We start from the raw sequence: 12,973 nt of genomic DNA, 5'->3' as shown, positions 1-12,973 counted from the left end.
AGACAAATGGGCAAAAAAGATCGCGTCCAGTGTCGCGCATAAAAAAGCCCGGAAGCGCTAACGCCTCCGGGCTTGAATTTTTCGATGAATGTCGTCTTATCGTTGCCGAAAAACGACAGGATTTAGCTCGCGACGGCGATACGTTTCATATCCGTCATATAACCGCGCAGTTTCTGACCCACTTTCTCAATGGCGTGGCTGCGAATCGCATCATTCACATCGCGCAGCTGCGCGTTATCTACCGCGCCTTCGGCAATCGCTTTACCCAAATCGCCCGTTTGCAGCGTGGTCATAAACTCTTTCAGCAGCGGTACGCAAGCGTAAGAGAACAAGTAGTTGCCGTACTCTGCGGTATCGGAAATAACCACGTTCATCTCATACAGACGTTTACGCGCGATGGTGTTGGCAATCAGCGGCAGTTCGTGCAGCGATTCATAGTAAGCGGACTCTTCGATAATGCCGGACGCCACCATGGTTTCAAACGCCAGTTCAACGCCCGCTTTCACCATCGCAATCATCAGCACGCCTTTATCAAAGTACTCCTGCTCGCTGATTTTGCCTTCAAACTGCGGTGCGGTTTCGAACGCGGTTTTACCGGTTTCTTCACGCCAGGTCAGCAGTTTCTTATCATCGTTGGCCCAGTCAGCCATCATGCCGGAAGAGAACTCGCCGGAGATGATGTCGTCCATATGTTTCTGGAACAGCGGCGCCATGATGCCTTTCAGCTGTTCAGACAGCGCGTAAGCACGCAGTTTCGCCGGATTGGACAAGCGATCCATCATCAGCGTAATACCGCCCTGTTTCAGCGCTTCGGTGATGGTTTCCCAGCCGAACTGAATCAGTTTTTCTGCGTAAGCCGGGTCGGAACCTTCCGCCACCAGCTTGTCAAAGCACAGCAGAGAACCCGCCTGCAACATGCCGCAGAGGATAGTCTGCTCGCCCATCAGGTCGGATTTCACTTCCGCAACGAAAGAGGACTCCAGAACACCCGCACGGTGACCACCGGTTGCCGCAGCCCAGGCTTTAGCAATCGCCATTCCTTCGCCTTTCGGGTCGTTTTCCGGGTGGACGGCGATCAGCGTCGGAACACCGAAACCACGTTTGTACTCTTCACGCACTTCAGTGCCTGGGCACTTCGGTGCCACCATCACGACGGTAATGTCTTTACGGATCTGCTCACCCACTTCCACGATATTGAAACCGTGAGAGTAGCCCAGTGCCGCGCCGTCTTTCATCAGCGGCTGCACGGAACGCACGACGTCAGAGTGCTGTTTGTCCGGCGTCAGGTTCACTACCAGATCCGCCTGCGGGATCAGCTCTTCATACGTGCCGACTTTAAAACCGTTTTCGGTCGCTTTGCGCCAGGACGCGCGTTTTTCCGCAATGGCTTCTTTACGCAGCGCGTAAGAGATATCCAGACCGGAGTCGCGCATGTTCAGGCCCTGGTTCAGGCCCTGGGCACCGCAGCCGACGATGACCACTTTTTTACCCTGAAGGTAGCTTGCGCCATCGGCAAATTCGTCACGCGCCATAAAGCGGCATTTGCCCAGCTGCGCCAGCTGCTGGCGCAGGTTCAGTGTATTAAAGTAGTTAGCCATTTGAGACCTCGTCGTGTGATGTTGTGTTGTGCCGTTCTTCTTTTGCGCTAACGCTTTAGATTTTCTGTTGCGCAAATTATTCAGGGCAATATTTATTGTTCAGTTCGCTGATAAGCGAGATTGAACCCACTATATGACAGGAAATGCGTTGCTTAAATTGATATATTAACAATGTCACATTGCAATTTTTGCAATGTAAATTTGTGGAGTCTGTCTCATGGATTTACGCGATCTGAAAACGTTCCTGCATCTGGCCGAAAGCCGCCATTTTGGCCGCAGCGCGCGCGCCATGCATGTCAGCCCTTCCACGCTTTCGCGACAAATCCAGCGGCTGGAAGAAGATCTCGGGCAGCCACTGTTTGTGCGCGATAACCGTACCGTCACGCTGACTGAAGCGGGTGAAGAGTTGCGCGTTTTCGCGCAACAAACGTTATTGCAGTATCAGCAATTGCGCCACACCATCGACCAGCAAGGGCCGTCGCTCTCCGGCGAGCTGCATCTTTTCTGTTCCGTCACCGCGGCTTACAGCCATTTGCCGCCGATTCTTGATCGCTTTCGCGCGGAACACCCGTCGGTAGAGATCAAGCTCACCACCGGCGATGCCGCTGATGCGATGGAAAAAGTGGTCACTGGCGAAGCGGATCTGGCGATTGCCGGGAAACCGGAAACGCTGCCCGGCGCGGTTGCCTTTTCGATGCTGGAAAACCTGGCCGTGGTGCTGATAGCACCTGCGCTTCCCTGCCCGGTACGGAGCCAGGTTTCGCAGCCCGAACCGGACTGGTCAACCGTACCGTTTATCATGGCGGATCAAGGCCCGGTGCGCCGCCGTATCGAGCTGTGGTTCCGCCGCCACAAAATCAGCAACCCGTCGATTTACGCTACCGTCGGCGGTCACGAAGCGATGGTGTCAATGGTCGCACTCGGCTGCGGCGTGGCGCTAATCCCGGAAGTGGTGCTGGAAAACAGCCCGGAGCCGGTGCGCAACCGCGTGATGATCCTTGAGCGCAGCGATGAGAAAACGCCGTTTGAGCTTGGCGTGTGTGTACAAAAAAAGCGGCTCTATGAGCCGCTTATTGATGCGTTCTGGAAAATCCTGCCAAACAACTAACCGGCAAGGAAAAAGCGGAATGCCGGGTTATTTGTTTCGTCGTGGCACTCGTAGCCCAGCTCGTTGAGCCGGGTTTCGAAATCTGGCTCATGCTCGCCTAATTCGAATGCTGCCAGAACGCGCCCATAATCGGTGCCGTGGCTGCGGTAATGGAACAATGAAATATTCCAGTGCGTACCAAGCGTATGCAGGAACTTCAGCAGCGCGCCGGGCGATTCCGGGAACTCAAAACTGTACAGGCGTTCGCGCAGCGGTTTCGACGGTCGCCCGCCCACCATGTAACGCACGTGCAGTTTCGCCATCTCATCGTCGGAAAGATCCACCACGCTATAACCGCCTTCGTTCAGCAGCGCGAGGATCTCTTTGCGCTCCTCCAGCCCGCGGCTTAAACGCACGCCGACAAAAATGCAGGCGTCTTTGGCATCGGCAAAGCGATAGTTAAATTCGGTTACGGAACGCCCGCCCAACAACTGGCAGAACTTCAGGAAGCTACCTTTCTCTTCCGGAATAGTCACCGCCAGCAGCGCTTCCCGCTGCTCGCCCAGCTCGCAACGCTCAGAAACATAACGTAAGCCGTGGAAATTCACATTCGCGCCGGAAAGCACATGCGCCAGCCGCTCGCCGCGGATGTTGTGTTTAGCGATGTATTTTTTCATCCCCGCCAGCGCCAGCGCGCCGGACGGTTCCGCCACCGCACGGACATCTTCGAACAGATCTTTCATCGCCGCACAAATCGCATCGCTATCGACAGTGATGATGTCATCGAGATACGCCTGGCACAGACGGAAAGTTTCGTTACCAATGCGTTTTACCGCCACGCCTTCGGCAAACAAGCCCACGCGCGGTAACTCGACCGGATGGCCCGCATCCAGCGCCGCTTTCAGGCAGGCAGAGTCTTCCGCTTCAACGGCGATCACTTTGATTTGCGGCATCAACTGTTTAATCAACACCGCCACGCCCGCCGCTAAACCACCACCGCCGACCGGCACAAAAACCCGATCGATATGCGCGTCCTGTTGCAGCAACTCCAGTGCCAGCGTGCCCTGTCCGGCAATCACCATCGGGTGATCAAACGGCGGTACAAAGGTGAAACCTTGTTGCTCAGCCAGCTCAATGGCTTTCGCTTTCGCTTCGTCGAAATTGGCACCGTGCAACAGCACTTCGCCACCAAAGCTGCGCACCGCATCCACTTTGATATCCGCAGTGGCAACCGGCATCACAATCAGCGATTTGATACCCAGCCGCGTGGATGACATCGCCACGCCCTGCGCGTGGTTGCCCGCAGAAGCGGTAATCACGCCATGCGCTTTCTGCTCAGGCGTCAGCCCGGCAATCATTGCGTACGCGCCACGCAGCTTAAAGCTGTGCACCGGCTGGCGGTCTTCGCGCTTCACCAGGATCACGTTGTCGAGACGCGAAGAGAGCTTTTCCATTTTTTGCAGCGGCGTTACCTGCGCCGCTTCGTAAACCGGCGCACGCAGCACCGCTCTCAGATATTCCGCCCCTTCGGGAGCGGCTGAGAGGGGTTGGGATTCGGCCATCATTAACCCCCAAGTTTGGATTTATCGCGTACCGCGCCTTTATCCGCACTGGTCGCGAGACTGGCATAAGCGCGCAGCGCGAAGGAGACCTGACGCTCACGGTCAACCGGTGTCCAGGCTTTATCACCACGGGCTTCCTGTGCTTCACGGCGCGCTGCCAGTTCACGGTCGCTCAGTTGCAGTTGAATGCTACGGCCCGGAATATCGATAGCGATGATATCGCCGTCTTCAATCAGACCGATATTGCCGCCGCTTGCCGCTTCCGGGGAAACGTGACCGATAGACAAACCTGATGTTCCGCCGGAGAAACGCCCATCGGTGATCAGCGCACACGCTTTGCCGAGGCCCATCGATTTCAGGAAGCTGGTTGGGTAGAGCATTTCCTGCATCCCCGGCCCGCCTTTCGGCCCTTCATAGCGAATCACCACCACATCACCAGCGACAACTTTACCGCCGAGAATGGCTTCCACCGCCGCGTCCTGGCTTTCATACACTTTTGCCGGACCGGTAAAGGTCAGGTTGCTGTCATCAACGCCTGCGGTTTTAACGATACAGCCGTTTTCCGCAAAGTTACCGTACAGTACCGCCAGACCACCATCTTTGCTGTAAGCATGCTCCAGCGAACGGATGCAGCCTTCAGCGCGATCGTCATCCAGCGTGTCCCAGCGGCAATTCTGCGAGAACGCCTGCGTGGTGCGAATACCGGCTGGCCCCGCGCGGAACATGGTTTTCACCGCGTCGTCTTTGGTCAGCATCACGTCGTACTGCTCAAGGGTTTGCGGCAGTGTCAGACCGAGCACGTTTTTCACGTCACGGTTTAACAAGTTAGCGCGATCCAGCTCACCCAGGATGCCCAGCACGCCACCGGCGCGGTGCACATCTTCCATATGGTATTTCTGCGTACTCGGCGCGACTTTACACAGCTGCGGAACGTTGCGGGACAGCTTATCGATATCACTCATGGTGAAATCAATTTCTGCTTCCTGCGCGGCGGCCAGCAGATGCAGAACGGTATTAGTAGAGCCGCCCATGGCGATATCCAGCGTCATGGCATTTTCAAACGCCGCTTTACTGGCGATGGAACGCGGCAGTGCGCTGGTGTCATCCTGCTCGTAATAGCGTTTGGTCAGCTCAACAATGCGTTTGCCCGCGTTGATGAACAGTTCTTTGCGGTCAGCGTGGGTTGCCAGCAGCGAGCCGTTACCCGGCTGTGACAGCCCCAACGCTTCGGTCAGACAGTTCATTGAGTTGGCGGTAAACATGCCGGAGCAGGAGCCGCAAGTTGGGCAGGCGGAACGTTCTACCTGCTCGCTCTGATCGTCAGAGACTTTCGGATCTGCGCCCTGAATCATCGCATCCACCAGATCGAGTTTAATTATCTGGTTGGAGAGTTTTGTTTTCCCGGCTTCCATCGGGCCGCCGGAGACGAAAATCACCGGAATATTCAACCGCAGAGAGGCCATCAACATCCCTGGGGTGATTTTGTCGCAGTTGGAAATACACACCATCGCGTCAGCGCAGTGGGCATTAACCATATATTCAACGGAATCGGCAATCAGCTCGCGGGAAGGTAGTGAGTAAAGCATGCCGCCGTGGCCCATGGCGATGCCATCATCAACGGCGATGGTGTTGAACTCTTTCGCCACGCCGCCTGCGGCTTCGATTTGCTCCGCAACCAGCTTACCGAGATCGCGCAGGTGAACGTGGCCCGGCACGAACTGGGTAAACGAGTTCACGACGGCGATAATCGGCTTGCCAAAATCGGCGTCGGTCATCCCGGTTGCGCGCCACAGCGCGCGGGCACCCGCCATATTGCGCCCGTGGGTGGTGGTGGCGGAACGGTACTTAGGCATGCTCTTTTACTCCCGTCTATCTTGTCGATGGGGTGGTGCGTGCCATCCCATATTTATTTGCTATACCCTAAATAATTCGGGTTGTAGGAAGGCGGCAAGCGAGCGAATCCCCGGGAGCTTACATAAGTAAGTGCTGGGGTGAACGAGTGCGGCCAACACACCTACAACCTGAAGTATGACGGGTATTTATGGATTAACTTGATCCAACCAGCCCCACTTATCTTCCGTCTCACCGGTGAAGAGGCCAAAGAATGCTTGCTGAATACGTTTAGTGACCGGGCCGCAACGACCTTCCCCAACCTGAATACCGTCGACACTGCGTACCGGCGTGATTTCCGCTGCGGTACCGGACATAAACACTTCATCCGCCAGATACAGCGATTCGCGGGACAGCACTTGCTCGCGAACTTCGATGTTCAGCTCTTTCGCCAGCTTGATGATCGCATCGCGGGTGATACCCGGCAGGGCAGAAGAGGTAAACGGCGGCGTGAACAGGATGCCGTCTTTTACTTCAAACAGGTTTTCGCCTGCGCCTTCAGAGATGTAGCCGTTAACATCCAGCGCAATCCCTTCCTGATAGCCGTGGCGGCGCGCTTCGCTGCCAACCAGCAGAGAAGAGAGGTAGTTACCGCCCGCTTTTGCGGCTGTCGGGATGGTGTTCGGCGCAACACGGTTCCAGGAAGACACCATCGCGTCGATCCCCTGATCCAGTGCTTCCGCACCGAGGTAAGCCCCCCACGGGAAGGCAGCGATAATCACATCAGTGGTGTAGCCCGCCGGCGGGTTAACGCCCATGCCAACATCGCCCACAAACACCAGCGGACGAATATAGGCGCTGGTCAGATTGTTTTTGCGGATCACTGCGCGGCAGGCTTCCATCAGCTCATCAACGCTCTGGGATACCGGGAAACGATAGATTTTGGCGGAATCGCGCAGACGCTGCATATGTTCACGATGGCGGAAGACTACCGGGCCTTTGTGCGAGTCATAGCAACGGATGCCTTCAAATACGGAAGTACCGTAATGCAGCGCGTGGGACATCACGTGGACTTTTGCATCTTCCCAACGAACCATCTCGCCATTAGACCAAATGTAGTCTGCTTTTTTCGTCGTCATTATTCTTCCTTTTGCGCTTACGCGCGGATTTGTTGTGATTGTGATGATGTGGCACGCTGGCGGATATCAACCCGGGCAACGTCAACAAGTTTGCTTAACTGGCTAAACAGTAATTCGACAGGCCGCGGGCTGGCAACGGTCAATTCGATATTTATGTTCCGTGCATCACTGGCGGTTTCCATATTCATGGCACACACCTGAAAGCCACGGTGGCGCACCACGCGCAGCACGCGTTCTAATGTTTCCGGATTGAAGCGGGCCTCAACGGCGACCTGATGTTGCATCATGATAATTTCTCCAGCATTTGTGAGTTACTGGCGCCGGGCGGCACCAACGGCCAGACATTCTCAAGTTCATCAATTGAGACATGAAGCAGGTATGGCCCTGGGCTCGTGAGCATCGTGTCGAGTGCCGCTTCAACCTGGTCTTTTCGGGTGATGTGCTGGCCGGGAATGCCGAAAGCGCTGGCCAGCGTGAGGAAATCGGGGTTATCAGTCAGGGTAGTTTCGCTATAACGCTCGTTGAAGAATAACTGCTGCCACTGGCGAACCATCCCTAAACGCTGGTTGTCCAGTAAGACAATCTTCAGCGGTAATTGCTTACGTTTAACGGTGCCGAGCTCCTGAACATTCATCATGAAGGAGCCGTCACCGGAGATACAGATTACCGTATCGTCCGGGCGGGCAACCTGCGCGCCAACGGCGGCCGGCAAACCGAAGCCCATCGTACCTAATCCGCTGGACGTGATGAAATCTTCCGGGCGGCTGAAACACAGATGTTGCGCCGCCCACATCTGATGCTGGCCAACGTCGGTAGTGACCACGCTGTTTTCCGGTTTGCGATCGGAGAGCTGTTTTAACAATAGCGGCGCGTAAATAGCGTCGCCTGGATGATCGTAGCGCCAGGCATGTTCGCGACGCAGATCCGCGCTGTAGTGACGCCACGCATCAATTGCCAGCGGCTGTTGCAGCGCAGGCAGCAACGCATTTAAATCGCCCTGCAACGCAACGTGCGCCTGGCGTAGTTTGCTCATTTCCGCCGGGTCGATATCCATATGGATCACTTTGGCATTCGGTGCGAAGGTATTCAGCTTGCCGGTCACGCGATCGTCAAAGCGAGCACCAACGGCAATCAGTAGGTCGCACTGCTGCACGGCAAAATTTGCGGCTTTCGTACCGTGCATCCCCAGCATGCCAAGATAGTAAGCATACTCAGCCTCCACCGCGCCCAGCCCTTTCAGCGTGCAAGTGACCGGCATTTGCGTCACGCTCAGAAACTCACGCAGCGCCGGAACCGCCTGCGCCATGCCCACGCCGCCGCCAACATAGAGCATTGGTTTTGTTGCCTGCAAGAGCATCTGCACGGCCTGTTCAACTTCAGCCTGCGGGAAATAATGCTCATCGTCGACGGTCGCGAACGAGGGATCAAGATCGCCAACAGCCAGTTGAATGTCTTTCGGAATATCAACCAGAACCGGGCCAGGGCGGCCGGAATTGGCCACGTAGAAAGCCTCAGCCATGACGCGTGGTAATTCTTCCAGCGATTCAACCAGAAAGCTGTGCTTCGTGCAGGCGAGGGATAAACCCAGTACGTCCACTTCCTGAAACGCATCGGTGCCAATAAGCGGAGCTGCAACCTGGCCGGTAATGGCAACAACCGGAACGGAATCTAATAACGCGTCAGCAAGACCGGTGATCAGATTCGTCGCACCTGGGCCGGAAGTGGCGATGCAAACGCCGGTTTTACCGGTGGCACGAGCATAGCCGATAGCGGCCATCGCCGCGCCCTGCTCATGCCGGCAAAGTAGGTGTTCCACGCCGCCGTCATACAATGCATCGTAAACCGGCATAATTGCGCCGCCCGGATAGCCGAAGACGATATCGACTTTCTGCGCTCGCAACGCATGTACTACCCACTGTGCCCCATTCATAGTCAGTTCCCCGCCGGATATCGGGAGAAACAGAATTTTGTGCTACTACTCATTCTCTGCTCCTCGTTTATGTTTTTAGGTCATAAAAAAACCCCCGGACCTTTCGGTGCGGGGGTCTTAGTTCGTTAAGGCTTGTTTTTTAAGCCTTTCCTCGTCCAAGTGCAGCCCCGCACGGTGGGATAATAATCACCACCACGCTAATCACGACCAGGCTAATCACTCGTAGAAGGGCTTTCATTTGTGTTCGTTCTTGCTTCATGTTCGAAGGAATGCCTAAAGAGGTAACACAGATTTAAGACAAGAAACAAGAAAAATTTATGACGCAGTTTGCGGCCGCACCGACAAATTGACGAAAAATGTTTGTTTTATATAGAGAAAAGTCTCAATGAAAAATTCTCACGCCTGGCAGTCGTGATTAAACGTTGCGATCAACATCCCAACACGATGAAAAAAGTGACTAATTGCAGTGAAATTCAGGAAACGTGCACGCAAAAGCAGCTTTCCGATAATGAAAAACGATAACCAAAACAGATAATGTCTGCGAAAAGGAGAGCCTATGGCATTGTCTGTAATTTTTACACGAGCGGCGTTAGGCGTGACGGCCCCCCTGGTCACCGTTGAAGTGCATATCAGTAACGGGCTGCCGGGGCTGACTATTGTCGGGCTACCGGAAACCACGGTTAAAGAAGCACGTGATCGTGTTCGTAGCGCCATTATCAACAGCGGATATGAATTCCCGGCGAAACGGATCACGATCAACCTGGCACCCGCGGATCTACCCAAAGAAGGTGGACGGTATGATTTACCCATCGCTATCGCGCTTCTGTCCGCTTCTGAGCAGCTAACGGCATCAGAATTGAGTCGTTATGAGTTTGTCGGCGAACTTGCCCTTACAGGCGCATTACGTGGGGTTCCCGGCGCCATCTCTTCTGTCATTGAAGCGGTAAAAGCCAACAGGCGCATTGTTATTGCCAGAGAAAACGAAGCTGAAGCTAGCCTTACAGAAACACAGGAGTGTCTGGTTGCCGACCATTTACAGGAAGTGTGTGCGTTTCTGGAAGGAAAACAGGCATTAGCTTCACCTGTCCCCTTTTGTGGTAGCCAGGAGGCCTACAGTGAGGATTTAAGCGATGTTATTGGCCAGGAACAAGGGAAGCGCGCACTGGAAATCACTGCGGCAGGTGGACATAACCTGTTGTTAATAGGGCCTCCGGGCACGGGCAAGACCATGCTGGCTAGTCGATTGGGGGGATTGTTGCCGCCATTGAATAACCAGGAGGCGCTGGAAAGCGCGGCAATTATGAGCGTGGTAAATTCAGCAGCACTCTCTCGTCACTGGCGCAGACGCCCATTCAGAGCACCGCATCACAGTGCTTCACTGGCGGCGCTTGTCGGCGGCGGCTCCATACCCGGTCCGGGGGAGATTTCACTGGCGCATAATGGCGTTCTGTTTCTGGATGAATTACCGGAATTTGAACGCCGTGTGCTGGATGCACTCCGCGAGCCTATTGAATCGGGACAAATCCATCTCTCGCGGGCAAGGGCGAAAGTTACCTATCCCGCACGTTTCCAGTTAATCGCCGCCATGAACCCGAGCCCGACCGGCCATTATCGGGGAAACCATAACCGCTCGACACCGGAGCAAACGCTGCGCTATTTGGGAAAGTTATCAGGCCCTTTTCTCGATCGCTTCGATCTCTCGCTCGAGATCCCCCTGCTTGCACCAGGGTTGATTAGCCAGCAACAGCATAAAGGTGAAAGCAGCGAAACAGTACGCTTACGGGTTATTCAGGCCCGGGCAAGACAATACCAGCGACAAAATAAACTCAACGCGCGTCTGGATAGCAGCGAAACGAAACAGCTTTGTATACTTACCAGAGAAGATGGGAACTGGCTGGAAGAGGCCTTAACACGTCTGGGATTGTCGGTACGCGCCTGGCAACGCCTGTTGAGAGTTGCACGAACGATAGCCGATCTTGAAGAAGAGCCAGCGATCCAGCGAGCGCACCTGCAGGAAGCGTTAAGTTATCGCGCAATCGACAGGCTACTGATTCATTTGCAAAAGATGCAGATGTAAAAAAAGGGGCCGTAGCCCCTTTTCTCTTAATCTTCGGAATCCGTATAGTCTTCCGCACCTTCCATCTGTGGTTTCCCACCAGAAAGAGTGTGAAAGCGCTTCGGACGCTTAATGCGCGCCATATACTTGATCCAGACACGTTCTGCTTCGGTGTCTGGCTCACGCTCTCCACGGCACACTGCAACAAATTGCGTTTCTTCCGCAGTCACTGGTTCACGCTTACCGAGTTCCAGTTCGTTAAAAGCATAACCATGGCGCTCAAGCAGTTGCGCCTCTTTGATGGTGAAGTCACCGTGGCGAGAGAACCCGCGCGGATAATTCTTATTGTCGAAAAAACGATTCGTCGTCGTAAAGCTTTCCGCCATCCTGCACGCTCCTAATTCTTTGGCCGAGCTATTTATGGCGCGGAGTATTAGTTACGCTTGACAGAGTGTAAAACAAAACATTTAAATCATTACGACAAATATTTTTGTGGAGAAAACTGTGGATACGGAATTATTAAAAACTTTCCTCGAAGTTAGCAGGACTCGTCACTTCGGTCGTGCAGCCGAAGCACTCTATCTGACCCAGTCCGCGGTGAGTTTTCGTATTCGCCAGTTAGAGAACCAACTTGGGGTTAATCTATTTACACGCCATCGCAACAATATCCGCCTGACAGCAGCGGGCGAAAAGCTGCTGCCGTATGCGGAAACATTGATGAGCACCTGGCAAGCAGCAAGAAAGGAAGTGGCGCACACATCGCGACACCACCAATTTTCAATTGGTGCCAGCGCATCCCTGTGGGAATGCATGCTTAGCGATTGGTTAACCCGGCTGTATAATCTGCAAGGAAACCTTCAGTTCGAAGCACGAATTGCACAACGGCAATCATTGGTTAAACAGCTACATGAGCGGCAACTGGATCTGCTGATCACGACTGAAACACCGAAGATGGATGAATTTAGCAGCCAGTTGCTCGGTCATTTCACACTTGCGCTTTATTGCGCAACCCCCGAAAAGAGCAAGTCAGAGTTGAATTACCTGCGCCTCGAATGGGGTCCCGATTTTCAGCAGCATGAGGCAGAGTTAATCGCCAGTGATGACGTGCCAACATTGACGACCAGTTCAGCAGAAGTGGCGCATCAGCAATTACCGCAGCTCAATGGCTGCACCTGGCTGCCTGTCTCATGGGCAGAGCAAAAAGAGAAGTTGCATCCGGTTGCTGACACAACGACGCTTTCTCGCCCACTTTATGCAATTTGGCTGCAGAATAGCGATAAACAGAATCAGATCCGCGATCTTTTGAAAATCAAAGTGATTGATTGAACATTTCTGGCAAGGATGCCATGCGAGAGATTATCTAGCGTGGATGCCGAAAAAGAAGCAAAAAAAATCCTTAGCAGATGCTAAGGATTATTTCTGGCAGGGGCGGAGGGACTCGAACCCCCAACACCCGGTTTTGGAGACCGGTGCTCTACCAATTGAACTACGCCCCTAATAAGGGTGGCGGAACGGACGGGACTCGAACCCGCGACCCCCTGCGTGACAGGCAGGTATTCTAACCGACTGAACTACCGCTCCACCGAATTTCTTTACAACCACCGGTTTAATGCCCCGGTTCACTGCTAATTTGATGCCTGGCAGTTCCCTACTCTCGCATGGGGAGACCCCACACTACCATCGGCGCTACGGCGTTTCACTTCTGAGTTCGGCATGGGGTCAGGTGGGACCACCGCGCTACTGCCGCCAGGCAAATTCTGTTGTCAGACCG

Annotated in this window: 12 protein-coding genes, 2 tRNA genes and 1 rRNA gene; 3 read left to right on the top strand and 12 right to left on the bottom strand. The window is 54.4% G+C overall.

The genetic code is table 11. The features are described from left to right. Positions 1 to 122: 122 nt before the first annotated feature. Entirely contained in the window at positions 123 to 1,598 is a 1,476-nt protein-coding gene (gene ilvC, locus M8Q36_RS06700; protein ID WP_249880396.1) for a ketol-acid reductoisomerase, read from the bottom strand. A 217-nt stretch (positions 1,599 to 1,815) separates the two neighbouring features. On the opposite strand from ilvC, the gene ilvY reads away from it, so the two are divergent. After that, the gene (gene ilvY / locus M8Q36_RS06695; RefSeq protein WP_249880395.1) at positions 1,816 to 2,706 is read left to right on the top strand and encodes an HTH-type transcriptional activator IlvY; all 891 of its coding nucleotides are present in this window, start codon (positions 1,816 to 1,818) and stop codon (positions 2,704 to 2,706) included. On the opposite strand, the gene ilvA is transcribed toward ilvY, so the two are convergent. From ilvA to ilvL, 7 genes are all read right to left on the bottom strand, one after another. After that, complete coding sequence (ilvA, locus tag M8Q36_RS06690) at positions 2,703 to 4,247, bottom strand: threonine ammonia-lyase, biosynthetic (RefSeq protein WP_249882726.1); 1,545 nt, start codon at positions 4,245 to 4,247, stop codon at positions 2,703 to 2,705. The genes ilvY and ilvA overlap by 4 nt on opposite strands. A gap of 2 nt (positions 4,248 to 4,249) precedes the next feature. After that, positions 4,250 to 6,100: a dihydroxy-acid dehydratase gene (gene ilvD, locus M8Q36_RS06685; protein WP_249880394.1), complete on the bottom strand. Its 1,851-nt coding sequence runs from the start codon at positions 6,098 to 6,100 to the stop codon at positions 4,250 to 4,252. A 186-nt stretch (positions 6,101 to 6,286) separates the two neighbouring features. Next, on the bottom strand, positions 6,287 to 7,216 hold the full coding sequence (locus tag M8Q36_RS06680) for a branched-chain amino acid transaminase (RefSeq protein ID WP_020455988.1): 930 nt from the start codon (positions 7,214 to 7,216) through the stop codon (positions 6,287 to 6,289). Between the two features lie 17 nt (positions 7,217 to 7,233). Beyond that, positions 7,234 to 7,503 carry an acetolactate synthase 2 small subunit gene (ilvM, locus tag M8Q36_RS06675; protein WP_017459702.1) on the bottom strand — a complete coding sequence of 90 codons (270 nt, stop codon included), beginning with the start codon at positions 7,501 to 7,503 and terminating at the stop codon, positions 7,234 to 7,236. Further along, positions 7,500 to 9,146: an acetolactate synthase 2 catalytic subunit gene (gene ilvG / locus M8Q36_RS06670; protein WP_249880393.1), complete on the bottom strand. Its 1,647-nt coding sequence runs from the start codon at positions 9,144 to 9,146 to the stop codon at positions 7,500 to 7,502. Before ilvG ends, ilvM begins: the two co-directional genes overlap by 4 nt. A 2-nt stretch (positions 9,147 to 9,148) precedes the next feature. Beyond that, positions 9,149 to 9,199, bottom strand: a complete 51-nt coding sequence (gene ilvX, locus M8Q36_RS25560) for a peptide IlvX (protein WP_202819293.1) — start codon at positions 9,197 to 9,199, stop codon at positions 9,149 to 9,151. A gap of 86 nt (positions 9,200 to 9,285) precedes the next feature. Next, complete coding sequence (gene ilvL, locus M8Q36_RS06665) at positions 9,286 to 9,384, bottom strand: ilv operon leader peptide (protein WP_015966468.1); 99 nt, start codon at positions 9,382 to 9,384, stop codon at positions 9,286 to 9,288. Between the two features lie 318 nt (positions 9,385 to 9,702). On the opposite strand from ilvL, the gene M8Q36_RS06660 reads away from it, so the two are divergent. After that, the gene (locus M8Q36_RS06660; protein ID WP_249880392.1) at positions 9,703 to 11,223 is read left to right on the top strand and encodes a YifB family Mg chelatase-like AAA ATPase; all 1,521 of its coding nucleotides are present in this window, start codon (positions 9,703 to 9,705) and stop codon (positions 11,221 to 11,223) included. A gap of 26 nt (positions 11,224 to 11,249) precedes the next feature. Here the strand turns inward: M8Q36_RS06660 and M8Q36_RS06655 are convergent, their stop codons facing one another. Next, positions 11,250 to 11,588 carry a MaoP family protein gene (locus M8Q36_RS06655; protein ID WP_017459699.1) on the bottom strand — a complete coding sequence of 113 codons (339 nt, stop codon included), beginning with the start codon at positions 11,586 to 11,588 and terminating at the stop codon, positions 11,250 to 11,252. A gap of 106 nt (positions 11,589 to 11,694) precedes the next feature. Between M8Q36_RS06655 and hdfR the strand changes: the two genes are divergently transcribed. Then, positions 11,695 to 12,528 carry an HTH-type transcriptional regulator HdfR gene (gene hdfR / locus M8Q36_RS06650; RefSeq protein WP_249880391.1) on the top strand — a complete coding sequence of 278 codons (834 nt, stop codon included), beginning with the start codon at positions 11,695 to 11,697 and terminating at the stop codon, positions 12,526 to 12,528. 94 nt (positions 12,529 to 12,622) lie between these two features. On the opposite strand, the gene M8Q36_RS06645 is transcribed toward hdfR, so the two are convergent. From M8Q36_RS06645 to rrf, 3 genes are all read right to left on the bottom strand, one after another. Then, positions 12,623 to 12,698 (bottom strand) — tRNA-Trp (locus M8Q36_RS06645). Positions 12,699 to 12,706: 8 nt separating this feature from the next. Next, positions 12,707 to 12,783, bottom strand: a tRNA-Asp gene (locus M8Q36_RS06640). 54 nt (positions 12,784 to 12,837) lie between these two features. Beyond that, a 5S ribosomal RNA gene (gene rrf, locus M8Q36_RS06635) occupies positions 12,838 to 12,953 on the bottom strand. Positions 12,954 to 12,973: the final 20 nt, after the last annotated feature.

It is taken from the genome of Kosakonia sp. R1.Fl (assembly GCF_023516815.1).
Lineage (GTDB): Bacteria > Pseudomonadota > Gammaproteobacteria > Enterobacterales > Enterobacteriaceae > Kosakonia.
The sequence above is the reverse complement of the archived record's forward strand: the minus strand, read 5'-3'. Positions and strand labels throughout refer to the sequence as shown.